Source organism: Indolivaga alginatilytica (genome assembly GCF_003201355.1).
Classification (GTDB): domain Bacteria; phylum Bacteroidota; class Bacteroidia; order Bacteroidales; family Dysgonomonadaceae; genus Dysgonomonas_A; species Dysgonomonas_A alginatilytica.
This window is the reverse complement of the sequence record NZ_QICL01000004.1, coordinates 1-24,040: the sequence shown is the minus strand read 5'-3', so window position 1 is coordinate 24,040 and position 24,040 is coordinate 1. Positions and strand designations below refer to the sequence as shown.

Here is a 24,040-nt window from a genome sequence, read left to right as displayed (position 1 = left end):
TTATTTTTTAGATTTAAGTTCTGTGTCTAAAGTTTGCCAGCCTCCGGCATTATATACATTAGTAAACCCTTTAAGGGTAAGTAATGTTTTTGCTTGCTCAGCTCTTTTTCCACTTTTACAGACAATTACAATGTTTTTGTAGTCTTTCAAAGGCAAAAGAGAGTCTTCAAGAGTTTGCAGAGGCATATTTATAGATGTTTCTATATGACCTTCGTTAAACTCTTCGGGGGTACGCACATCAATAATAATGGTAGACGGCTCATCTAGCAACTGTTTGATAACTTCGTACTGTGGTTGTTCTGTTGTTGAGATTACAGAATCATTTGTAATAGTTTGCTTGTGGCACGATTGTGCCATGGTATAGCTTGTTGATAAAGCGATACCCATTATTAATACATATAAAGGTTTCATTGTTCATTAATTTTATAAACATATACTAAATTTGATTATAGATATATCGAAAACACAAATAGCACGAAACTTGAATGGTAGAATTTCCACACATGTTTAGACATAAAAGTGCCTTGCCTATAATTAATTATTACAGACTTATAAAATTAAATACGGTAGATGCAGATGTAAGTAAGTAGGTCTACATGTTGATTTATGAGACCTCCGGGCGGAAAAGTTTGTCTGACTTCAACTGTATTATCAGGTTCAATAGAGTTTAATATATAGTTTAATGTAAACCAGACATTGTCAAAAGATGGCAATATATGATTGGTGTTAAGCTGTCTTTCTTGACGCTGATAATCGTCTGTTGAGATTTTTATTTTTTGAATATCACAACAATCTTCGTGCGATTTTGATAATCCTGATTCTTTATGATGAGATGTTGTATCAGAATTTTCTGCACAGCAAGATTGTGGTTCATTGTGTTGTGGCATATTTGGCATATCATCACAACATGACTTTTCTATATCATTATCTAAGATACCTACCGAATGTAAATTCCCTTCACAAAAATGCATTGCTAATACCGGATGGGCACCAACAACAAGCATTAATAAAAGTAGAAATATAGATACGATCCGTTTCATACGATAATTTAAGTAACGTTTAATATTTAATGCGATGTTTTATCAGTATAACTATCTCTGGTTGTTATGCCTGCCAAAGCAATAAAAAGGTCTGTGACCTTAGAATAATATGTAATGCCACAAAAATAGACATATTTTCCATTTTCGAACAATCATTTTGTTTTTTTTAATGATTACCCGTTTATATTCGAGGTTATTTAAAAGCAAAGAAGCTATTCGGATTTATCGAATAGCTTCTTGTTCTTATTATCTAGGTCGATACTTATTCTTGATTAATCAGTAGTCAAAACTGAGAATTCACCTATTCCGATGCGTTTAACATCGTCAACCACTCGTAAAATCTTTAGGCGAACAGTTTGACCTCTGATCGGGTCGAATTGAATTCGCTGTTCTATGGGATTGTGCTTGATGTTCGAGAATTCGCCCGAAGCAACCATTTTATCGTCTATATAAAATTGATAACTGTCGATATGACCTTGAGAATCTCGCCCTTGATTAGGTACATACACAAAGCCGTTGATTGTTTGAGGTTCTGTAAGAACTACTACCAACTCATCTACTGCTTCGGGTAGATAGTAAGCCGAAAAGCCATTTCCATCAAACATGGCAGATGTCTTCTGATGGTCTATATTCGAAACTCGATACGATGAAGAAGGTATATCAAATCGTCGGGCGCTAACGGGGCTCTGTTTCTTTTGTCGACGATCGTAAGTAATCGCGTTTATAGTTCCTTTCCTTGGAAACGAAAACGGAGCGTTATATACCATCGCTGTTTGCGGTGTGGGTTCGCTACCGTCAGTAGTATAAAGTATTTCGGCGCCATCGCTAGTCGAATTTATACGAACTTCGTCTTTTCCGTTACGTGTTATTCTAGGTTCTTCCATCAACATGGGTGCAAGGTATGCTTCTACATTGTTGATACATAGAGGACCTCGGGCTCTTGTGAAATTGATTCGGATTCGAGTTGCTTCTGTTGTAGCAAAACGTAAGATGCGCTTATAGCCAACGGTAGTCATGGAGTCGGAAGTTGCTATGGGAGACCATTGCCCTTTATTCTGAATTTCAACATTAAAAGAAGCTACTCTTTGTCCGAGAGGAATATATTCCTGAATCAAAAGTCTGTTTACAAGTGAAGGTTTCTTTAATGTAATAGTCAAAGAGCCTGTGGTTACTTCATCCGAAGTTGCCCAATAGGTATCCCAATTTCCATCATTTACCATACTTGGCGAAAAGGCTTTGTCTCGAGTATTGGTTGCTGTAACTGTAGCCCTTTTAAGAACATTATCTTTCAATTCGTCTTGCATTGCTCTATGCCAATCCATTATACGAAGAGAATCAATAGGGTGAATTCTTCCACTCAAAGCTACCGGAAAGTTAAGCAGTAGGTTTGCATTGCGTCCTACACTTTCGTAATATAAGTTTACCAGATTACCAACAGAACGTACTTGATGATCTTCGCGATCGTGATAGAACCATCCCGGACGGATCGATACATCACATTCGGCAGGCAGCCACGTATTTCCATTCTCCATTCCCCATTGATTTTGGGTATAATGAGGTTTTTGGTCGGGAGAAATCATAGACCAGTTTGTTTGTCCTGCCCAACCTTCTTCATTACCAACCCAACGGATATCGGGAACAGTACCACCGAAAATCATAGCCGAAGGATGTTTTGCCTTAATCATATCGCGGGCAACCTCATAACCGTAGTAAGTGTCAGCATTAATGGAGCGGGTTTCATCTGCACCACCATACCAACCATTACCACCATTAGCTCCGTCAAACCAATATTCGAATAAAGGTCCGTAATTAGAGATTAGTTCATTTATCTGTTCGTGGTATATCTTTACATATTCGTCTTTACCATAATGGGCACTGTTTCTATCCCAAGGCGAAAGATAAATCCCAAATTTCAAACCTTGTCTTTTGCAGGCATCTGATAGATCTTTTACCATGTCACCTTTTCCATCCTGCCATGGTGAGTTTTTTACACTATATTCTGTGGTTTTGGTAGGCCATAAACAAAAACCATCGTGGTGTTTAGCGGTGAGGATTACGCCTTTTAATCCTGCTGCTTTTATGATAGAAACCCATTGATTGCAATTCAGATCGGTAGGGTTAAAGGTTGAAGCGGGAGTATTTCCGTATCCCCATTCCAGATCATTAAACGTATTTAATCCGAAGTGAACAAAGGCATAGTTTTCCATCTTCTGCCATTGAACTTGCTCGGGAGTAGGTCCAGGTAAAATAGGTGAGGGTGGAGGTACATCAGCATACAATGAAAATATGCCGGAATAAATTCCTAACCCGATTAATAGATGTTTTAAATGCATGGTTATATCGATTTGTTATTAATGCCGATAAGTAGTTTAAAAGTTCTACAATAAAGGCTCATCAAGTGAATAAAAGTATTTAATGAAATACTATCGAATAGCAACAAGCTATTGCTGTTATACTTACCAAAGGTTACAAAAAGTAAACAAATTAAGTAACAAAAGTAACGGCTAAAGGGCTAATAACTGTCACTTTTGACCGTTTTGTAGGTCGCTGTAAATCAGTGATAAAACACTTAAAAGGTTACAAAGGTTACAAAAGTAACACTTTTTCACGGTTCTTATTTTCTCTTGTTGACTGTTGGCTGATAACTGTTTATTGATAGATAAATTTGCATAAATCGGGCAATCTTATAAACTGTTATTTTCTTATAGCAAAGATGAATTCATCAAGATATTCTCCATTTTTGAATAATACCTTTTCGAATTTACCTTCGAGCTTAAATCCTGCTTTTTCGAGGACTCGTTGGGATTGTCTATTGGTGGAGAATGGACGGGCAAATATTCTGGTGATATCAAATGTTTTGAATCCATAATCAACAATTTGTTTTATAGCCTCAGGCATGATTCCTTTACCCCAATGCTCTTCAGATAACCAATACCCTAGTTCTGCATTTTTGCAATGAATGTCAGTTTGAGGAAATATACCTATTGAACCAGCTGCTTCTTCATCTACTTCTATTGCAAAAACGTTAGTCGGATTGTTGTCTCTTATTAACGACAAGTAGTTTTTTGCATCTTCTATATTATAAGGATGAGGAAATTGATCGGTAAGGTATTTTGCTATATTGTAATTGTTTGCATGTTTTACCAAACTGTCTAAGTCCGAATCTTGCCACTTTCTTAATTTCCATTCCATATTATAAAGTTTTATTAGTTCTAGTCTTCCAATACTAAAGTTAAAACAGCTGTACTATTCATGCCATAATCGCCACTTCCATAGTTGTCCAGATATTTCTCTAACAGATATTGGTTGATAGCTTCCTCTTTATTCTCTATTTTTCTAAAGCCTGCCTTTTGATATGACTTAATTGCTCCGATATTCTTTTCCGAAGGTCTGATAATAAATTGGGTAGTATCCAAACTGCTATTCAAATAATTGATTAATTCTTTCAGAGCCTCAGTACCATAACCTTTTCCGCAATAAGCCTTCGATTTCAGCCAAATATCCAATTCAGCCATATGGTGATGAAGGTGAAAGCAAGCGTAACAAGTTGCACCTATCTCGTTCCCGTCTTTTTCGATAATCATAACCGAGCCTAAATGAAGGCTTTCTTGTTGGTAATAGAAGTCTTCGAAATCATTTTGAAACTCCTGCCATGTGGGGATTGGATTCTCCGGAAAATCGGGTTTACCCATATGCATAGCTGCAGTGTCGGAAAGGCATAGCCATTCGTATGTTTTTCTTTTCTCATCTATTGCAGCATGACGAATAGTAATCATAATAAATTCAAATATAAAGAGGGTTCTTCCATACAAATATAGCGGTTTATACTATTTTTGGAGAATTAGAGCAATTCTAAAATGGAATAAAATACAAAGGGAGCAATTTATACTCCCTTTGATTATCAGTAAACTGTTATTTCCAGCCCGGATTTTGGGTCAAATTGGGATTTAATAATATCTCGCCGGTAGGTAAAGGATCGAGGTAACGTTTATCTGTGTCGCTCCATTTACGACCAGCCTCTGTCAGCGATTTACCCAGATAGGGACGTAAATAAGTCTTTCCATTGTACTCAATTAATGGGCGGCCATTTTCGCCTCCGAATACGCCTGCCGGATACACCGAAATAACTTTATCCGTTACCCGGATACCAAGCATAGTCTTTGGGTTTTCAAAGAGTTTTCCTGCTTTCCAGCGTTTGACATCATCTAAGCGGAAGCCTTCTGTTATAAGTTCGATACGGCGTTCGCGACGTATTTCATATAGCAGAGGCGATATTGTATATCCGTAATCAATCGGATTGGGGTCTGCTATCGGATTAATTGTCAGATGAGGCATATCTACCCGATCCCTTAATTGATTGATCGTTAAATCTAGCACTTGCTGTGTACATTCTCCTAGTTCAGCTTTGGCTTCTGCGTATATCAATAACACTTCTGCATAACGATATACAAACCAGTCGAATGTAGTTTTTCGGGCTTCGGCTTGTACGGGAAGCGGTGAACGGAATTTCACACATGGATAACCTGTTACGGCAGCCGAAGGATCAACATTTGTATATGGATTTACTTGTTGTTCTCCATTCATTACCAAATAAGGACGGTTTTTATTGTCTACAATCTGATACAAACGTGGATCCCGATTCTTAATTTCAGTTTCAATATAGTCATCCCCTTGATAACGGCTGCTTGAGCCAATAGGTAAACCATCGTCGCAGAGGAATGACTCAATAAAATCTTTAGATAAGCCCGTTCCCGAACCTCCCGCCTGACGACCTGTCTGGTGTGTAAGAATACCGTCTTGGTAGATACGAGGCAAAATACATTCTTTATTTGCAATCAAATCTTCCTGCACAAATTGGTTGCAATAATATAATGGATACCCCTCAAAAGGTTTTTGACCTGCACCGGCATCTGTTCCTTTTACTATACTATAATTTTTTGTATTCATAATTACTTCTGCTACATCAGCAGCTTTGCGAAGTAGATCGTTAGAAGTAGGCGAGCCTGTCAGATTATGATATTTCTTAAAAGTACCTTCGTGTAAGCAAACACGTGCCAATTGTGTACGTGCAGCGTCTTTTGTGAGGCGCCCTTCGATTGCTTTTCCATATTCGGGTAACCAATTTATCGCAAATTCTAAATCTTCTATGATTTTGCCTAGGATGAAATCTCTGGAATCTCTGGCTTTGTATAGCTCTTCGGTATCGGTTGTCTGCAGGTCTTTCTCGTACCATGGAACATCTCCGAATTTCTTTATCTTTCCGAAATAATCCAGTGCCCTGAAAAAGCGGACTTCTGCTACATATACATTAATCTCGGATTCACTGCCTTTAACTTGCTGATAACGATTCAAAAAGAAATTGCAGGCACGAATATTTGTCCATGTCCACCCTGCACCCGATGCTGTGGACGGAATTGTGGATTCGTTGAAGAGGAAAGCACTGTAATTCGTTGTAATACAATTGTCGCTGGTATTATCCTTGTCGACGGCGGGTTCCGATAGATTAGTATAAAAACTATTTGCATATAGTTGTAAATCTGATACGCTCGACCAATAGGTTGCGTCTGTAACAGCGTCTAAAGGATCAATGTCCGTTACTTCGCATGAAGCTACTATTCCGGCAAATCCGAGGATATATAATAAATTTTTAAATTTCATAACTCTACTGAATTTTAAGGTTTGCAATTTGAAAATGTATATTGCTATACGATTCAATTCTAAAAGACATTGATTTCATCAGAATGTAAGATTAAGACCTATCGAGTACTTTCTCATAATCGGATAAGCCATATTGTCTATTGTTTCAGGGTCAAAAGATTTGATCAGATTGGTAAAAGTGAGTAGATTCTCTCCTACAAGGAATAGTCTTAACTTGGAAATACCCATCTTGTTGATTGTTGCTCTCGGTAAAGTATATCCTACAGTTAAATTTTTAAGGCGTGCATAGGCTGCATTTTGTATATATCGGTCGGAAATCTCTCTGTTACCTCCATTATTCCAGTTCGGGCGGGCAAAGTATGCTCCTGGATTGTCTGCTGTCCAATAATCGAGTGATTCTTTCAACGGAACGTCCCACTCGGAGGTGAAGCCCCAGAAATGTACACCGCTTGTGGCATAATCTCTTTTGCCGACCCCTTGCCAGAACATTTCGAAATCGAAACCTTTATATTCGAATCCTGCTGTAAAACCAAAGCTATATCGTGGAGTATTGTTTCCGATAATTGTTTTGTCTCCCGGATTATCCAATGTGTTATCGCCCCAGGAGATTTTGTCATCACCATCAAGATTTAAATATTTTACGTCACCGGCTCCCCAGTTACCACCCCAAAGTGCGCTTTGAGACGGACTGTTCTTTACTTCTTCGTCAGATTGGAAAAGTCCGTTAGACCGATACCCCCATATTTCACCTAATTTTTGTCCTACATAATACTGCCCAAGATCACCTGTCGGATTTATGAATCTGGTTATCTCAGACTGATAGTCGGCAAGCACCCCTCTCACCCAATACCGGAGACCATTTGGTAGTACCTGATTCCATGCCAAAGACAGTTCAAATCCCGTTGTTTTCATATCGGCAGCATTTTGCTTGGTTACACTGGCTCCAAGTACGGCAGGTAATGCCTGTCCCGAGGTCAGCATATCTTTAGTGTCACGCCTATATACATCGAAGGATGCTGTGAGTCGATTTTTCAGGAAAGTAGCGTCGATCCCCAGATTGACTTGATTTACAGTTTCCCACGTGAAAAACGGACTTACTAATCTCGAAGGACCTATTGCTACGGGAGTATCCCCATTTAATAGATATGCCATGGCGGTATTTACTGAATAAGAGGGCAGATAGGGGAAATTACCCATTTCTAAACCGTCCACTGTTTGATTACCGAGCGAACCGTATGAGGCACGGATTTTCATATCGTCCCACCATGTTTTCATTGGAGTCCAGAATGTTTCTTCAGAGATTCGCCATGCTCCCGATACGGAGGGGAAGAAAGCATACCTGTTATCCTTCGGAAATTTAGAAGAGCCATCGTAACGACCGTTCAATTCCAGCAGATACTTTTGTCTGTAATTATAGTTTAAACGCATAAATACTCCATTCACAGACCAATGGCTTTCGTTTCCGTTAACCAAGCGTTCTCCTGTAGCCAGATTTATCGAAGGATTATTGTTGTCAATAAGATCTTTGCGTGCTGCATAGAAATATCTGTTGTGTTTGTATTCCTGATTGTAACCTCCCATTATTTTAAAATTATGGTCTTCTTTGAATGTCTTCGTATATTCGGCAAAAGCATTCAGGGCAGTATAATAATCTTCATCATTAGCCATGACTACACTATTGGGATTAGTCCATGGATAATAATTCTCGGTTCCGGGAACTGCCGTGTAATCGAGGAATTTTCTTACATGTGTTTTCTGTCCCCTGTTATATACATTAAACGTATAATCGCCATTTACAACCAATCCTTCTAATGGAGTGATTTTAACAGCCGCAGTTGTCCATAAATCGTTTACCCTGATATTGCTGTTACCGCCCTGAGACTGGATAGCTATCGGATTCGTATAACTTCCCTGCCCTGCAAAATTGCCATTAGGGTGTCTTACGGGCATCAGAGGGCTAAGATCGTTTTTCAGATAACCGCTATAATTACTGATACCTGCATATGCAGTTGAATTTGCAGCTGATGTACCCCCTGAAGGGTGAACTTCCTTTGAATGATTATACATCACCTTTCCCGAAACATTAAGCCACTTGGCAATGTCGGACGACACATTTGTGTTGATATTGAACCTTTGATAATTATCGTTAGCCTCCTTCAACAAACCATTAACATTGTTGTAACCAACTGATGTGTAATAAGTCGAGTTTTTGCTACCTCCCGTAATTCCAATATTGTACTGTTGGGAAAAACTGGAACTTTTATAGATTTCATTCCACCAATTTGTATTTCCGGCATACTGATACTTATTGGGATTTATTTCAGGATCATAAAAAACGGGAGAATTATTCTTCGGGTCGTTATAATATTTTTCAGCATGCTCATATATTGCAGGATTGAAATAATGTCCACTACCTCCTCCGTTCTGGTAGGCGATGTCTATCATTTTCAAATATTCCATAGAGTTTATAGTCTCAATCTTCTTTGCCGGACTTTGCCAATAACCTTGTGTATTGAATGAAACTTGGGGCTTTTGATCTCTTTTCCCATTTTTTGTAGTAACCAAAATTACGCCATAGGCTGCACGGGCTCCGTAAATAGATGCAGATGCCGCATCCTTCAATACAGAGATAGACGCAATATCCTCAGGATTTATAAGATCGAGATCCATTTGTACATTATCAACAAGAACCAAAGGACTTCCCCCGTTTAAAGATGTATTTCCCCGTACATTAAAGCTTGAAGATTGTCCCGGTGCTCCGGATCTGATATTCACATTTAAATTGGGGATAACACCTTGTAAACCTTGTCCAACGCTCACTATAGGACGATTTTCGAGCACCTCTCCACTAACTTGTGCTACCGCTCCTGTCAGGTTTGCTTTCTTCTGTGTGCCGTAACCCACTACTACAACTTCGTCCAATAACTGTAGATCTTCCTTTAGAACTACATTTATTTTTCTCTGTGATCCAACAGTTATCTCTTGGCTTTTATATCCGATAAAAGAGAAGTTCAATACAGAGTTTGTGTTAGGAACTGTTATGGAAAATTTCCCATCTATATCTGTAGCTGTCCCTATCGTAGAATTTTTTACGACTATACCAATACCTATCATTGGCTCATTGTTCTCGTCTACTACTGTTCCTGTTAAAGCAATTTGAGCTTGTGCGGATATTCCTGTGAATATCATAAACATTAAGCAAGCAAATCTGGTCAGAAGTTTTCGCCGACCTTTTTTTGTAGATTGATTTTGCATAATTAATTTAGATTTATTAGTTTGTAAATTGAGGAGTATATTGTCATGGTGGATGACCTAAGAATGATTTGTTTCTAATAAAATAACCTTCGCTTCACTAATAAAATCAGTAAAGCAAAGGTTACTACGGGAATAGATTGAATATAAAAGGAACTAATAACGTTTGCGTGAGGATGAACACATAAAATCATGTATATATCTAATAGACATATACACGTGATTATATAAATGAATAGGACTTGTTTTAATAGATTTTTTTGCTTTATTATCAAAGAATAATAAAGTAAGTAATACTTAGAAGTTTGGTATTTTATTGATTTACAGCTCTCTCTCTCTCTCTCTCTCTCTCTCTCTCTCTCTCTCTCTCTCTCTCTCTCTCTCTCTAATATTTTAGAGCAAACCAACAAATCTGGAATGTTAAATTTCAGATTCCCTGTAATGATTTGTAGGTTTGAATTGTGTTTCATCGTATCTTTTAGGTTTAAGACAAATATGTTAAAATATTTTAATATAAAAATAATTTTTTATTGTATTTTGTTGACATTCATCTTGTGTTTTACAACATATGCTAAAAAATGTAATTTAACGTTTTATTCACGTGCAATTATTTTTTCTGAATAAACAAAACTTTATACTATTCTGTTTTAAGTAGATGAGGTTAAATAACCTCATTAAAAGATGATTAAAATAATAATGCATTATGGAAGATTCAGCAATTATTGTAGAAGAGATATATCCGGCTCCCCTTTCAAAGGTCTGGCAGGCTATAACAGATAAAGAACAAATGAAAGAATGGTATTTTACGATTGAAGACTTTGTTCTGGAAGAAGGAGCAGTTTTTAATTTTAGTGTATCTGATGAGGAAAGGTTATATCGTCATCGTTGTGTTATAACCGAAATTGTTCCTAATAAGAAGTTTCAACATACATGGACACATCCCGACCAGAGTAAAGGTGAGTCTATTGTAACATGGACGCTTGAACCTGTGAGGGATTATACGAAAGTGACTTTGACTCACGAAGGTGTTGATACTTTCTCTGATGGTGGTCCCGATTTTAAAAGAGAAAATTACTTAGCAGGGTGGAGAGAAATATTAGGAACGGAATTAAAACAGTTTTTAGCAAAATAATTATTTACCATTAAAAAATTAAATCCCATGACAACAGCAATTCAGCCATATCTAACCTTTAATGGTTATTGTGAAGAGGCTTTCAATTTTTATAAATCAGTATTTGGAGGTGACTTCGTACATATTTCTCGTTTTGGAGAAATGCCACCTCAGGAGGGAATAAGTTTTCCTGAATCATTTGCAAATAAGATAATGCATGTGGCATTACCTGTAAATGGTCAATTTATGCTTTTCGGAAGTGATAATATGGAGGGAGGTTGCGGCGGTCCCGACTTAGTTGTAGGAAATAATATTTCCCTTTCTATTCAGATTGATACAAAAGAAGAAGGCGATAAAATATTTGCCGGATTATCTGCAGGTGGAACTGTAACTATGCCCATGGAAGTTACTTTTTGGAATGCATACTTTGGAATGTTTACCGATAAATTCGGAATAAACTGGATGATTAATGTTGATTTAAATCCCGGAGAATGTCACTAAAATGGAAAAGACTATAAATCCTGTAGGTTGGTTTGAGATTTATGTTGAGAATATAGATCGTGCCAGACGTTTTTATGAAACGGTTCTCGACAGAGAAATGTTTGATCTCCCAATGTCGGAAGATTTGGATGATATGAAAATGGTAGTTTTTCCGATGTTGGATGATGCTCCGAATTCTTCGGGGGCTTTAGTTGAGATGAGAGGAGTTGAGCCCGGAGGAAATAGTACTATTGTATATTTCTCGTGTGATAATTGTGAAGTAGAGCAAAACAGAGTTGAATCAGCAGGAGGTAAAATCTTAAAGCCTAAATTTTCTATTGGTGATTATGGATTTATTTCTCTGGTTGAGGATACCGAAGGTAATTGTATAGGACTTCATTCATTAGCATAGTATTTTTGGTCACTAATCTTCTAAATTACTTAAAGTATGGCACAAGATAAGGTAGTGATTACGGTGCAGACACAAGTTAATGCATCAATAGATACTGTCTGGAAATGTTGGATAACTCCGGCTGATATCATTAAATGGAATAGTGCTTCTGACGATTGGCATACAACGAAAGCCGAAAATGATTTTCATGTAGGTCGTAAATTCAGTTATCGGATGGAAGCTAAAGATGGAAGTATGGGATTTGATTTCGGAGGTGTCTATGACAGTATTACTGATCATAAACAAATCAGCTATACGATGGACGATGGACGAGCAGCTACTGTAACCTTTTCGGTAATAGATGATAAACAGACCGAAGTTATCGAATCGTTCGATGCCGAAACGCTTAACCTTATAGATATGCAGCGAGACGGCTGGCAGGCTATTTTAGAGCGTTTTAGAAATTATGTAGAACATCAATCTTCTGAAAAATGACCAATAAAATTATTCCATGTCTTTGGTTTGATAATCAAGCCGAAGAAGCAGCCCTTTTTTACACTTCTATTTTTAAGGATTCAAAGATCGAAGGCATAAGTTATTATGGTAAAGAAGGTTTTGAAATTCATAATCAGCCCGAGGGAACAGTAATGGTTGTAGAATTTCAGATTAACGGACAATCTTTTAGTGCCATGAATGGTGGTCCTGTTTTTAAGTTTAATGAATCTATTTCACTGCAAGTATTTTGTGATAGTCAGGCAGAAATAGATTATTACTGGGACAAACTTACCAGTGATGGAGGAGAGGAGGTTCAATGCGGGTGGTTGAAGGATAAGTATGGGCTCTCGTGGCAAATAGTTCCATCCATCCTTCCCGAGCTAATGAAAGATGCTTCAAAAGCGGGAAAAGTAATGAATGCATTTATGCAAATGAAAAAAATGGATATTGATAAATTAAAGCAGGTTTAAGGAGGAATTGGTGACATTCAAGTTTCTCTCTTATATAATAGGTGAGAGTAGAGCGGGGAAGTAATCCTTTGTCAACAATATAAGCAGGGCGAAAAAAGTCTTTTAAGAATTTAGTTCCAATTTATATAATTGCAAAAAAATGAGTGAACATTATTCATAAAAACAATGTTATAGAAAGTGAAATAAAATGAGTATTCGGTCTAGGCTAATTCGAAAAGTGTAAATTATAAACAATATACGGCTATTTCTTGTTAACATAAGACGGAAGCTTAATTTGGAGTTGGATGTACAAAAATAAAATAGTAAAATTATGAGAACTTTAAGACTTTTTTCGCTAGTGCTATTTAGCGCCTTGATGTTTGCATCATGTAAATCGTCGTTGACCGTATCTACAGACTATGATCGCAGCGTTGACTTTTCGAAGTATAAAACGTTTGGTATTTATAAATTAGATGCCGAGGCTCAGACTATCAGCGAACTAAATAGAAATCGTATCTATGCGGCTATAAAAACTGCTTTGATAGAACGTGGCTTAACAGAATCTGCTACTCCTGATCTATGGGTAAACGGTTTGGCATTTGTTGAATCAAGAGAATCACATTCAAGTACTACTATGACTACCGGAATGGGTATGGGAATGGGTGGTATGGGTATGGGTGGTATGGGAATGGGTGGTTTTCACCGTCCTTATATGTGGGGAGGTCCTATGATGATGACCGGTTCCAGCGTAGCTCGTACTCAACACAATGTGGATATTTATCATAAAGGATCGTTATTGATTGACTTGATTGATGCAAGAACTAATACTCTTGTTTGGCATGCAGCAGGTAACCGCGATGTAGATAAAAACTTTGGACGCGATGCAGATGAAAAAATTGCAAAATATGTATCAAAAATGTTTGTGAGTTTTCCTCCTGCAACTATCGTAAACACAACAGTGAAAACTAAATAAGTATTTATAATTTTATAGTCTATATATAAAGCTGTTCCTTTTAAGGAACAGCTTTTTTATTTAAGAGGCATGGGGTGAGAGTATTAATGGCATTAAAATAAGAATCCCACCTACTCTCTAAGAGAGTGGCGGGACTAATTGAATTGTTATCTGTGACACTATATGATCACTTTATGGGTTTTACCCCTATGTTTTTTATGTAATTCTGCACATGCTCGTTTCGCTCTTCCGGCGTAAGGCTGGCAGGAAGTTCAATTGATGTTCTGCTATCAATTACTACACAAACAACTTCACCTATTCTTTTCTTATGATCTTCCAGCATTTGACTCACCAAGTCATTTGCTCTCACTCGTTCAGATCGATTAATAGCACCTTCTTTTCCTTTTTGGGGTGCTCTTTTTTTAGTTTCCATATTCTCCACTATTTATAAGTAAATAAATAAAACAACCTTCTCAGGCTTGATTTCTGTGAATATACTCAATAATAATCAGAAAAACAATTATTTAACAAATTTAGACAAGTGGAGAGATGCTAAATTTGAATAAAATTTTGTTGCTTTTGAGACAACGAACGAGTGTCGCAAAAGGATTCCCTATTAATGGCTGGTGAAAATTAACGAAGCATAACTATTGGTTTATTTTCAGATAACCATTTTTCGAGAACTACAAAATCTACATCTTTTAATATGATTTTTTTATCCTTATCAAGTAGATAAAGTGTCGGGATTGCTTTCAGATCATAAATCTTTTTATTTTGTACTGTTTGATTCTTATCGTAACCATTTATCCAGTATGTTGGAATATCATTCAGATGTTTTTTCCATATTTCTAAGTCGGCATCGGGATAAAAAGAAAGTATGGATAGATAGTTACTCTCCAATCCATCGCTTATAATAGGGGAATTCTTGATAGCTGCAATTACCTCTGCACATGCATGGCAGTCAGGATTATAAAAAAGTACAACTGTATATTCACTTCTTATATCGTATAGAGTACCTGTTTTTCCTGATGCTAAAGTATATGTGAAATCTGTAGCCTTATCTCCTATTCTGTTTTTAAGTATCATCTTTAGTCTGAAATCTGCACGCTCCTTGTCGGTTGCATTGGTTTTGGACGATTCTATAACATAGTTCAAAACAGGAATATAATATTCTTCGTTCCTCATTGGAGAATTAGGGTCATAGAGGTATTTCTTATATGTCTCCAGAAAGTAAGCATTCATACTAGTGTCTGCCTCGGCTTTCAGTAATGTATTCTTAATTGAGCTATAAGCAATATCTTTATTGGCATGAGGTAAAATCTCAATATAATCCGCCATGGCTTGCTCTGTAATACTAGGAAGATGAATATAAGCAGTATCGGCAAAATCAAAATTATCCCAATAATGCTCTACCAGATAATTAGCCCTGTCTGATGGGGTCGTCAGGCTTTCGGGAATGGTAGCCATTATAAATTTGCGATCTTTCTTTTCTTCGCTTATAGACTCGCCCTTTTTACTTACACTGCTGCATGTTAAAAAGCAGAATCCCAAAAGTAATAATAGGGAAAGATAAGTAATGTTATATTTTTTCATAATTATGTTTTGAAGTATGGTAAAGCATTCTTTTAAAATCAAGACGAATTTTTAATATATCATAACGCCAATTGGTCTCTGATGTATATAAAAGTAATAAAAAAACACTTTTGTTACCGGCTTTTCTTTTTCCTTTTTTATTGATAACTGTTTGCTGATAGATAAAATAACTCGATTACTGATTCATTTTGATACTTATTCTTTAATTTTCACATAGATATGCTTGATATGCTTTTTATCGGCAACCCTGACATCAATGTCGAAAACTTTGTTTAGAGATTTAATCAGTGGCGTAAGTTTTGGATAACCATAATTTCGAGGGTCAAAGTCGGGTCTCTTCTTGATAATCAGATTACCCATATCTCCAAGGAATGCCCATCCATCATCGTCAGCTAAATCCATAACAGTCGTTTTAAGTAGTTGAATAAGCTTTTTATTTATAGGCTCAATATTAGAGTCTTTTTCGCCTTTAGAATGATTTGAAGATAAAGAATCTTGCTGCGTGTCAGAATTCTCTATTTCCGAATTTCCGATTATCTCAATATATATAAACTTGTCACAGGCTACGATGAATGGATTGGGGGTCTTTTTCTCTCCAATGCCAATAACTAACATCCCCGACTCTCTTAGTCTGACAGCTAATCTCGTAAAATCGCTGTCGCTCGAAACCAAACAAAAGCCATCCACTTTTTCGGAATGCAGAATATCCATTGCATCAATAATCATGGCAGAGTCCGTTGCATTCTTTCCTGTAGTGTAACTATATTGCTGTATAGGAGTTATAGCATGCTCCAATAAGGGCTGTTTCCATCCCGATACGGTTGGTTTTGTCCAATCGCCATATATTCTTTTTATAGTAGGTATACCTATTTTAGCAATCTCATCGAGCATCCCTTTTATATTGGAATAGGGTATATTATCTGCATCAATGAGAACAGCTAACTTTAAGTCCTTATTCTCTCTCATAACCATTTGTATTGTTTAGTAATTTCAAATGTACGATTTCTTTGTTGTTCGGTTTGTATACTTTATACAAAAAAGTGACAATTAGTGTTTATTTTGTGTGTTTTTCAAGCTGCTGTAAATCAGATATTAAATATTGAAAAGGTAACAAAAGTAACAAAAGTAACAGATATTTCGAACTGTTTTTCCGATGAAGCCTCTGTAACTTTTTATTATTTCATTTTTGTTGAGACACGAAAGTCGCTTCCCATTCGCTTGTTTCCAATTGGAAGAAACAATTCTATCGGAGAAAATAATTGAAGGGTAGTTTTATCTTTTGCCATATTGCTTTATTATATAGATAAAGTAAATAGTTGTATAATATATATTTAATGTATTGCCTCCTGATAAGAGTTTTGATAGCTTTTATTGTCTGCAACTCTTTTATAAGTAGTAAGTTGTTCTTGAATGTTTCCTCTCTTTAGAGATGGTATTCTATTTAATTGGATTTTTTCTACATTTTTTCGCAATGGAAGAATAAACAATAGTTAATTTTTTTTGTTTCAATATCATAACAACCATATTTATGAGGAAAGATTATATTCATACGAAGAGAGAATGGTATTCTATTGATAGTGCTGATGTGATAGACACTTTAGAGTCTGATATTACAGTAGGGCTATTAGATGATGAGGCTAACCAGCGATTAACTCAATTTGGAGAGAACGTATTACCAGAAAAGAAAAAAGTAAGCAAGATTATTCGCTTCTTAAAACATTTTAATGACATATTAATATATGTACTTTTTGTTGCTGCAATTGTTACAGCTTTCCTAGGACATTATGTTGATACTATTGTTATTCTACTGGTTGCCGTTGTAAATGCATCAATCGGTTATTTTCAGGAAAATAAGGCCGAGAAAGCACTGGAAGACATCAAAAAGATGTTATCGCTTAAAGCTCAAGTCGTACGAGATGGTGTGAGAACGGAGATCGACGCTTCTCTTCTTACTATTGGAGATATGGTTTTACTGAGTCCGGGGGATAAAGTTCCTGCCGACTTACGTTTAGTAAGAGCCGACAACTTGAAAATAGAAGAATCTCCACTTACAGGAGAATCAGTTCCTTCGGAAAAGAAGGTTGCCGCTTTACCTGTTGATACAATGTTGGGAGATCGGATTAACATGGCTTTTTCGAGTACCACTGTTAGTGCAGGTACGGGAATGGGTGTTGTAATAGCTATCGGTAAGGATACTGAGATAGGCAAGATAAATGAAATGATCTCAGAAGTAGAAGAAATTACAACTCCTCTGCTCAGACAAACAGCTAAATTCGGAAAAACGGTATCTATAGTTATTGTAGGTATTGCATTTGTAATCTATCTGTTCGGACATTTCTTTAGGGATTACGATTCGGGCGAACTGCTTATGTCTGTCATAGGTTTGGCTGTAGCTGCTATACCCGAAGGTTTGCCGGCTATACTTTCAATTATTCTGGCGATAGGTGTTCAGAATATGGCTCGTCGAAATGCAATTGTCCGTACACTTCCATCAGTAGAAACATTGGGAGCAGTGTCGGTTATTTGTTCTGATAAGACGGGAACCCTTACTAAGAATGAAATGACCGTAAAAACTGTAGAAATATGCGATGGCGAATTTACAGTTAGCGGAACAGGCTATGCCCCAACAGGAGATGTGTTGAGCAATGGCGTTAAAGTAGATTTTGATTCAGAGCCTATATTGGAAGAGTTGATCAGCTGTTTCAATATATGTAATGAAGCATCTTTAGGGAAAGATGAAGACGAGCATTGGTTTGTAAAAGGAGATCCTACCGAGGGTGCTTTAATAACTTTATACCAAAAAGCAGATGTAGATCATAGCCATGTTGAACGTAAATCGACCATTCCGTTCGATTCGGAATATAAGTATATGGCTACCTTGATAGAAGATACCGACCATAATATTATATATATTAAAGGTGCTCCCGATCGACTTTTAGATATGGCTGAGAAAGAGAAATCTAAAGCCGGAGAGCAAGACTTTGATCGCCGTTATTGGGAGAGTAAAATTACAGAACTCGCTCAAAAAGGACAACGTATCATTGGTGCTGCCTATAAAAAGGTAGATAAAAGTATAATTGATATAGATCACGAAGACATTCACGATGGTATTGTTTTTCTGGGTCTTGCAGGGATAATAGATCCGCCACGTGAAGAAGCTATCGAGGCTATCAGATTGTGCTCGGAAGCAGGAATCACGGTGAAAATGATAACAGGCGACCATGTGGATACAGCTAAAACCATTGGTAAAGAAATGGGTATTGGTGATGGTACGAAAGCCTTACAAGGTAAAGATCTGGAAAAAATGAGTGATGCCGAGCTTGAAGTGGCAGCTCAGGAATATGATATTTTTGCCCGTACAAGTCCCGAACATAAATTGAAACTGGTGAAGGCTTTGCAAGCCAGAGGTACAATTTGTGCCATGACAGGCGATGGAGTAAACGATGCACCTGCCTTAAAAAAAGCAGATGTGGGTATTGCAATGGGTATCAAAGGAACTGAGGTTACAAAAGATGCTTCGGAAATGGTATTGGCTGACGATAATTTTAGTACCATAGTGGCTGCCGTTGAAGAAGGACGAAGGGTATATGATAATCTGAAAAAGACTATTTTATTTATATTGCCTACCAATGGTGCTGAAAGTTTTCTGATAATAGCCAGTATTTTATTTGGAACAATGATGCCATTAACTCCTGTACAAATTTTGTGGGTTAATATGGTAACATCGGTAACCGTTTCTCTCGCCCTTGCCTTTGAAAGAATAGAACCGGGAGCAATGAAACGTCCTCCACGATCGCCACAAACCCCATTATTAAGCGGATATTTTATCTGGCGAATATTGTTTGTATCGGTACTTATTGGGGGCGGAACTCTTTGGATGACTATAAATCTGTTGGATAAAGGCGTGAGTGAAGAAATTGTGAGAACCATTACATTACAAACAATCGTGATAGCTCAGATGTTCCACTTGTTTAATAGTAGAAGTATTCGTGGCTTTGCTTTCAATAAAGACTTCTTTACCAATAAAGCGGTATTTGTAGTGTCAGGTTTATTGGTTATTCTTCAATTGGCAATTACCTATCTTCCATTTATGAATAATGTATTTGGAACTTATCCTTTAGAGTTAAACGATTGGGTATATCCATTTATTCTAGGTTTTGCAGTATTTGTAATTGTGGAAATTGAAAAAGCTGTAATGAGAAAAATAGATGCTTTAAAAACAAAGTAAGGTATAGGTATTTCTGTTTTTAATAGTGATATATTTTACATTAAATAGAAAAGACGGATATAGTAATATGTCCGTCTTTTTTTATTCTAGAATAGTGATCTTATTTATCTGTTCTGAATGGAGCAGCAGGTAATCCTTCGCTATTGAATAAATTTACTTCGGGATTATTAGACCACGAATATCTTACAGAAACAGGATTAGTAACCTCATTGCTTTCAACAATTACTTTGTCTCCATCTAAGTAAGCTTTTGCCCATACAAATTTATTGTCAGCACCTGCAATTGAAAATCCTTTGATAGATTGGTTATTATCGCTCACTTTTAGACCTTTTGCTATATTGTCAAAATAGATAATCGCTTTGTTTCCTGAAATCGCCATCTTATTGAACGTGGGTCCTGAATAAATAATATCCTTTCGTCCGTAATCTTTATTCAGAGCAATCAAAGATAATCTTAGTCCTACATCTTGCTTATTTCGGGGGTGAATATCTTTAGCATCACCGATATCAGTAATTACCGCTTGTCCTGTATAAGGCAACGAAAGAGTCATGGTTTGAGCCTCGCGCAGTTCAGCCCATTTACTATCCTGAGGCTGATCGTCTTTTGCCATATAATTTGCCAGCTGTACCCAGTAGAAAGGAAATTCATAACCCCATTTATTTCTCCAATCATTGATTAGGGTAGGGAAGAGTGTGCGATAATTATAAGCCGCATTAGCATTATTTTCTCCCTGATACCAAATTACACCTTTTATACCCAAAGAGGTTATCGGGTTGATCATCGCATTATATAGTAATGAATTATACGCATTAGGCGAAAAATCAATGTAGCCGAATTCTTTATTAGTAACCGATTCTTTATACTCCCATTCTCCGGCTAAAGGATACTGGACTCCGTCCACTTCCAGATATATGTCCTTAGGCAAACCGTAAAGTCCACCACCTCCGGTATGGTCTGTAATTTTTATAGTTAACGTATTCACTCCATCTTTTAAAATATCTTTTTCGATCTTATATGTACGAGGTACGCCATAACCTACAGTCTCGCCCACTTTAAGACCATTAATCCACGAGATGTCATCATCGTCTATAGGTCCCAGATTCAATGTGGCCGTTTTTCCATTAGCATTTTGGGGTAATGTAAAGCTGTATCTGAACCAGACAATGCCGTCTATTGTGGCAAGCTCGGTCGATGACCATTCTTGAGGTACCTGCATTTTCTTCCATGCAAAGGAAATTCTTTTAGGAGCTTTAAACCATTCGTTCTTTATGCCCAGATCGTTTTTTAAGGCATTTAGATAGATCTGCTTTTTTGCTTCATTCTCTTGAGCAAATTTTGCTAGATCAATACCTTGTAATGCTGCATATCGTTCTTTGAAAGTATCGGGTAGCTTATTAAAAGAATTCTCACTGATCCATGTTTCTATATCCGTTCCTCCCCACGATGAGTTTATAATACCAATGGGAATATTCAGTTCTTTATTTAGTTTACGGGCAAAAAAGTAGGCAACAGCCGAAAAACCGGAAACCGTCTGGGGCGAACAAACCTGCCATTTTCCATTGAAGTCGGAATTGGGTGTCATACTCATTGCTTTTTCTACATTAAAAGCTCTGATTGTCGGATAATTGGCGTCTTTAATCTCTTGCTCGTAATTGTAGACTTGTCCCCATCCATTCACAGGCATCTCCATATTCGATTGTCCGCTGCATAGCCAGACATCTCCAATAAGAATATTATCGAACGTAATGGTATTGTTGCTTCCCTGTACTCTCATCTGATAAGGACCTCCATAGGGTATAGGATCAAGGTTTACAGACCAATATCCTGACTCGTCGGCTTGGGTGTTCTTCGTTTGTTCCAGAATACTGACTTGTATTTTTTCCCCCTTATCAGCCCATCCCCATATTTTGAGAACCTTGTCTCTTTGGAGAATCATATTATCCGAGAATATATGAGGTAATTTAACTTCGGCTTGCAATCCGCATGTAAGCAGACTCATAAGCAGTAAAATGTAAGCGTACTTCTTCATCAGGTATAAATTAAGTATTATTGGGGTTATCTTACTTATCTGTTCGTAATTTGTCTACGTGTAATTTAAGGCTTGCCAAAGTAATAAAAAAAGTCTGTGATCTTAATGAAATACTACTGGTAATTTTCTCTCTGTTTGAATATCTTTATGACTCATTCTACTACATCTTACCGAAATTTTAGAAGGTAGATTGTATGTATTATTATTGATCCGGATTTTAGTACAATTATCTAAATCGAATGATGCATTAGTCTTGGGCAGATCTTTATCTAATGGTGAAACAAAAGGTGCATATTCAATCAGGTTATTTGTGAAAATCAACCCTTGTGTACTTTTGGCTTTCAGTATAAGATTACCGTTAATTTTAAATGTATTATCTTCAATTTTGATATTTCTGTGTACCCAATCGTTTTTTGCATATTCGTGGTTTTCCGGTAAAATAGCAATCACATAATCTTTCGATGGAATATTATATCCACATTCTTCAAAAATATTATTACGAATCAGCACATCATCCACAGCACCCGACTCATACCAACTTCCAGCATCTGCTGCAATCATAATTGCATACATACCGGTACGGTAAAAATGATTATTCTCTATAACTACTTTCTTAGGGGTAGTAACAAGTAGCCCTCTGGTGTTGGTCATTTCAAATTTGCAGTTGCGTATATCAAGAGATGGTGTCCATGTAATGTTCTCGATAGCATCACCTTTAATTATTTCTTTAGGCAATGGTTTAGTTAATTCGAGTTGAATCTCTCGATCAGACAATCTCTTAACCCCTTTGACAATACCAAACCCTTTTGTTTGAAGGGTAGGGGAATGGACGAAAGCAATAGAATCGTTCTCAAAGAAAGCAGGCATACCGTAAGTTTGAGCATGCATAAACTTAACCGTTATTAAATTGGGAGCATTAATCTCTCTGATTTGTAAATAGGTTCCATGAACATTCACCGGATCGTCATGTAATCCTTTGAAATGGCAACTATCAATCTTTATACTCCCTTTGCATCCTGAAAAGTGCATGCCATCCGCAAAGGCGGCGATAGCACGTCCATGTGAGGGTACAATATTTATATTTTTATAGAATAGATTCTCCGAAAATTGAGACACGATACCTAATCCGTGCATATAATGCATATTCAGATTTTCGAATTGTATATTTTTCGACAAATTCACGAATACTCCCACATGATCTCTGATATGATCTCGTAAAGTAAATATTTGTCCGGCCTTATAATTTGTATTCGAAAAATCTCCTTCAAATTTCACTTTTAAAGGATCAATAACAGTCGCTTTACTCTGCTGTATAGGGTCAGACGAACTATACATATTTGTACCCTGTATTGTATCTGCCAAAAGAGTGAAATATGTATTCATTCCCCATTTTTCGCCATACCAGCTTAGTTTATTATCAATAATCGTATACTTGGAGTTGGGGTGTATGGCTGCTATAACAGAATCGGGAAATACTTTAAGAAATGTCATTTCCGACATAGTCGGGCGTTCGAAGTCTACAATTATATTCTGAAATTTGATGTTCGTCGATTTATCAATAGCCCAGCAAGTCATTTTTCCATGAAAAACAAACAAAGAGCCATTCCCCTCAACAGTTATATTTTTTTTATTCTCGAATAGTAGCCCGATACTTTTTATTTTCGATGGACAATCAGTTTCAGAGGATGTGTTAGTAATGAAGTACTCTCTTTTTTCTGCTTTGTCAGGCCAGAAATCGTAACGTCCTTTTGGGAAAACAATAGTTGTATTTTCTTTCTCGGACGAAGCGTTTATAGCTTGTTGAACGCTTTCTGTCACATCAACAAATGTATTTGGCTTTACGCCAAAATCTGAAACGTTTAGTATTTGGGCTTGCGTCCAAATACTAAAACATAACAGACCCATAATTAAAGAGAATATTCTCATTGTATTATATATTTAGCTAACAGTAAATAGTTGTAAATTATAACTGTCTCTTGCTATTATACTAACCAAAGTAATAAATAGGTCTGAGACCTTAAGGTATTTTTCTATACAAAAATAGTAATTAACCTTAAGATAACTTCCTCGCCCCATCTTTAATAATCACATCATATACCTTCGGCTTGGTCTTGAACTTTTGTTCGTAGCTTTCAGTAGCTCGCTTGATAAAGCCATCGTGCAACTCATCTTTGACCAGATTGATGGTACAGCCGCCGAAGCCTCCGCCCATAACACGGGAACCCGTTACTCCGCACTGACGGGCAACATCGTTTAAGAAGTCCAGTTCAGGACAGCTTACTTCGTATTTACGGCTTAAGCCGATATGCGTTTCATACATCTTTTTACCTACTGTTTCGTAGTCTCCTTGTTTCAATGCTTC

19 protein-coding genes and 1 pseudogene are annotated in these 24,040 nt (G+C 36.9%); 7 read left to right on the top strand and 13 right to left on the bottom strand.

What is annotated here, in order from left to right:
- The 7 genes from CLV62_RS05220 to CLV62_RS05190 form a co-directional block, all read right to left on the bottom strand.
- Positions 1–411: a rhodanese-like domain-containing protein gene (locus CLV62_RS05220; RefSeq protein ID WP_110309728.1), complete on the bottom strand. Its 411-nt coding sequence runs from the start codon at positions 409–411 to the stop codon at positions 1–3.
- A gap of 146 nt (positions 412–557) precedes the next feature.
- Positions 558–1,040, bottom strand: coding sequence for a hypothetical protein (locus CLV62_RS05215; RefSeq protein ID WP_110309727.1), 483 nt, complete (start codon positions 1,038–1,040; stop codon positions 558–560).
- A 272-nt stretch (positions 1,041–1,312) separates the two neighbouring features.
- Positions 1,313–3,373 (bottom strand): alpha-L-fucosidase, encoded by a 2,061-nt coding sequence (locus CLV62_RS05210; RefSeq protein WP_110309726.1) that lies wholly within the window; start codon positions 3,371–3,373, stop codon positions 1,313–1,315.
- A gap of 361 nt (positions 3,374–3,734) precedes the next feature.
- Positions 3,735–4,232: a GNAT family N-acetyltransferase gene (locus CLV62_RS05205; RefSeq protein ID WP_110309725.1), complete on the bottom strand. Its 498-nt coding sequence runs from the start codon at positions 4,230–4,232 to the stop codon at positions 3,735–3,737.
- Positions 4,233–4,252: 20 nt separating this feature from the next.
- Positions 4,253–4,816 (bottom strand): GNAT family N-acetyltransferase, encoded by a 564-nt coding sequence (locus CLV62_RS05200; protein ID WP_110309724.1) that lies wholly within the window; start codon positions 4,814–4,816, stop codon positions 4,253–4,255.
- Positions 4,817–4,952: 136 nt separating this feature from the next.
- Positions 4,953–6,698 carry a RagB/SusD family nutrient uptake outer membrane protein gene (locus CLV62_RS05195; RefSeq protein WP_110309723.1) on the bottom strand — a complete coding sequence of 582 codons (1,746 nt, stop codon included), beginning with the start codon at positions 6,696–6,698 and terminating at the stop codon, positions 4,953–4,955.
- A gap of 78 nt (positions 6,699–6,776) precedes the next feature.
- Positions 6,777–9,893 (bottom strand): SusC/RagA family TonB-linked outer membrane protein, encoded by a 3,117-nt coding sequence (locus CLV62_RS05190; RefSeq protein WP_245904020.1) that lies wholly within the window; start codon positions 9,891–9,893, stop codon positions 6,777–6,779.
- 760 nt (positions 9,894–10,653) lie between these two features.
- Between CLV62_RS05190 and CLV62_RS05185 the strand changes: the two genes are divergently transcribed.
- The 6 genes from CLV62_RS05185 (at position 10,654) to CLV62_RS05160 (ending at position 13,849) form a co-directional block, all read left to right on the top strand.
- Positions 10,654–11,082 (top strand): SRPBCC family protein, encoded by a 429-nt coding sequence (locus CLV62_RS05185; protein WP_110309721.1) that lies wholly within the window; start codon positions 10,654–10,656, stop codon positions 11,080–11,082.
- A 27-nt stretch (positions 11,083–11,109) separates the two neighbouring features.
- Complete coding sequence (locus CLV62_RS05180) at positions 11,110–11,562, top strand: VOC family protein (RefSeq protein WP_110309720.1); 453 nt, start codon at positions 11,110–11,112, stop codon at positions 11,560–11,562.
- A 1-nt stretch (position 11,563) separates the two neighbouring features.
- On the top strand, positions 11,564–11,953 hold the full coding sequence (locus CLV62_RS05175; protein WP_110309719.1) for a VOC family protein: 390 nt from the start codon (positions 11,564–11,566) through the stop codon (positions 11,951–11,953).
- Between the two features lie 36 nt (positions 11,954–11,989).
- Positions 11,990–12,427 (top strand): SRPBCC domain-containing protein, encoded by a 438-nt coding sequence (locus tag CLV62_RS05170; protein ID WP_110309718.1) that lies wholly within the window; start codon positions 11,990–11,992, stop codon positions 12,425–12,427.
- Positions 12,424–12,897, top strand: a complete 474-nt coding sequence (locus tag CLV62_RS05165) for a VOC family protein (protein WP_110309717.1) — start codon at positions 12,424–12,426, stop codon at positions 12,895–12,897. Before CLV62_RS05170 ends, CLV62_RS05165 begins: the two co-directional genes overlap by 4 nt.
- A gap of 310 nt (positions 12,898–13,207) precedes the next feature.
- Positions 13,208–13,849 (top strand): DUF4136 domain-containing protein, encoded by a 642-nt coding sequence (locus tag CLV62_RS05160; RefSeq protein WP_110309716.1) that lies wholly within the window; start codon positions 13,208–13,210, stop codon positions 13,847–13,849.
- A 166-nt stretch (positions 13,850–14,015) separates the two neighbouring features.
- Here CLV62_RS05160 and CLV62_RS05155 read toward each other — a convergent pair whose 3' ends face one another.
- The 3 genes from CLV62_RS05155 to CLV62_RS05145 all read right to left on the bottom strand — a co-directional run bounded on the left by CLV62_RS05155 (position 14,016) and on the right by CLV62_RS05145 (position 16,387).
- A complete protein-coding gene (locus CLV62_RS05155) occupies positions 14,016–14,261 on the bottom strand; it encodes a hypothetical protein (RefSeq protein ID WP_110309715.1) in 246 nt (81 codons plus the stop codon).
- A gap of 200 nt (positions 14,262–14,461) precedes the next feature.
- The gene (locus CLV62_RS05150; protein WP_110309714.1) at positions 14,462–15,421 is read right to left on the bottom strand and encodes a DUF5106 domain-containing protein; all 960 of its coding nucleotides are present in this window, start codon (positions 15,419–15,421) and stop codon (positions 14,462–14,464) included.
- Between the two features lie 195 nt (positions 15,422–15,616).
- Positions 15,617–16,387 carry an NYN domain-containing protein gene (locus CLV62_RS05145; protein WP_110309908.1) on the bottom strand — a complete coding sequence of 257 codons (771 nt, stop codon included), beginning with the start codon at positions 16,385–16,387 and terminating at the stop codon, positions 15,617–15,619.
- Positions 16,388–16,949: 562 nt separating this feature from the next.
- Here CLV62_RS05145 and CLV62_RS05135 point away from each other — a divergent pair.
- The gene (locus tag CLV62_RS05135) at positions 16,950–19,649 is read left to right on the top strand and encodes a cation-transporting P-type ATPase (RefSeq protein ID WP_110309712.1); all 2,700 of its coding nucleotides are present in this window, start codon (positions 16,950–16,952) and stop codon (positions 19,647–19,649) included.
- 100 nt (positions 19,650–19,749) lie between these two features.
- On the opposite strand, the gene CLV62_RS05130 is transcribed toward CLV62_RS05135, so the two are convergent.
- The 3 genes and pseudogenes from CLV62_RS05130 to CLV62_RS05120 form a co-directional block, all read right to left on the bottom strand.
- Complete coding sequence (locus CLV62_RS05130; RefSeq protein ID WP_110309711.1) at positions 19,750–21,678, bottom strand: sialate O-acetylesterase; 1,929 nt, start codon at positions 21,676–21,678, stop codon at positions 19,750–19,752.
- Between the two features lie 102 nt (positions 21,679–21,780).
- Positions 21,781–23,604, bottom strand: coding sequence for an alpha-1,3-galactosidase-related protein (locus tag CLV62_RS05125; RefSeq protein ID WP_110309710.1), 1,824 nt, complete (start codon positions 23,602–23,604; stop codon positions 21,781–21,783).
- Between the two features lie 127 nt (positions 23,605–23,731).
- Positions 23,732–24,040 (bottom strand): annotated as a pseudogene (locus tag CLV62_RS05120) (galactokinase); the annotation flags it as partial.

Excerpts from the sequence above, each read along its gene's own strand:
- CLV62_RS05220 (WP_110309728.1), bottom strand. The coding sequence starts at position 411 with ATGAAACCTTTATATGTATTAATAATGGGTATCGCTTTATCAACAAGC.
- CLV62_RS05215 (WP_110309727.1), bottom strand. The coding sequence starts at position 1,040 with ATGAAACGGATCGTATCTATATTTCTACTTTTATTAATGCTTGTTGTT.
- CLV62_RS05210 (WP_110309726.1), bottom strand. The coding sequence starts at position 3,373 with ATGCATTTAAAACATCTATTAATCGGGTTAGGAATTTATTCCGGCATA.
- CLV62_RS05205 (WP_110309725.1), bottom strand. The coding sequence starts at position 4,232 with ATGGAATGGAAATTAAGAAAGTGGCAAGATTCGGACTTAGACAGTTTG.
- CLV62_RS05200 (WP_110309724.1), bottom strand. The coding sequence starts at position 4,816 with ATGATTACTATTCGTCATGCTGCAATAGATGAGAAAAGAAAAACATAC.
- CLV62_RS05195 (WP_110309723.1), bottom strand. The coding sequence starts at position 6,698 with ATGAAATTTAAAAATTTATTATATATCCTCGGATTTGCCGGAATAGTA.
- CLV62_RS05190 (WP_245904020.1), bottom strand. The coding sequence starts at position 9,893 with ATGTTTATGATATTCACAGGAATATCCGCACAAGCTCAAATTGCTTTA.
- CLV62_RS05185 (WP_110309721.1), top strand. The coding sequence starts at position 10,654 with ATGGAAGATTCAGCAATTATTGTAGAAGAGATATATCCGGCTCCCCTT.
- CLV62_RS05180 (WP_110309720.1), top strand. The coding sequence starts at position 11,110 with ATGACAACAGCAATTCAGCCATATCTAACCTTTAATGGTTATTGTGAA.
- CLV62_RS05175 (WP_110309719.1), top strand. The coding sequence starts at position 11,564 with ATGGAAAAGACTATAAATCCTGTAGGTTGGTTTGAGATTTATGTTGAG.
- CLV62_RS05170 (WP_110309718.1), top strand. The coding sequence starts at position 11,990 with ATGGCACAAGATAAGGTAGTGATTACGGTGCAGACACAAGTTAATGCA.
- CLV62_RS05165 (WP_110309717.1), top strand. The coding sequence starts at position 12,424 with ATGACCAATAAAATTATTCCATGTCTTTGGTTTGATAATCAAGCCGAA.
- CLV62_RS05160 (WP_110309716.1), top strand. The coding sequence starts at position 13,208 with ATGAGAACTTTAAGACTTTTTTCGCTAGTGCTATTTAGCGCCTTGATG.
- CLV62_RS05155 (WP_110309715.1), bottom strand. The coding sequence starts at position 14,261 with ATGGAAACTAAAAAAAGAGCACCCCAAAAAGGAAAAGAAGGTGCTATT.
- CLV62_RS05150 (WP_110309714.1), bottom strand. The coding sequence starts at position 15,421 with ATGAAAAAATATAACATTACTTATCTTTCCCTATTATTACTTTTGGGA.
- CLV62_RS05145 (WP_110309908.1), bottom strand. The coding sequence starts at position 16,387 with ATGAGAGAGAATAAGGACTTAAAGTTAGCTGTTCTCATTGATGCAGAT.
- CLV62_RS05135 (WP_110309712.1), top strand. The coding sequence starts at position 16,950 with ATGAGGAAAGATTATATTCATACGAAGAGAGAATGGTATTCTATTGAT.
- CLV62_RS05130 (WP_110309711.1), bottom strand. The coding sequence starts at position 21,678 with ATGAAGAAGTACGCTTACATTTTACTGCTTATGAGTCTGCTTACATGC.
- CLV62_RS05125 (WP_110309710.1), bottom strand. The coding sequence starts at position 23,604 with ATGAGAATATTCTCTTTAATTATGGGTCTGTTATGTTTTAGTATTTGG.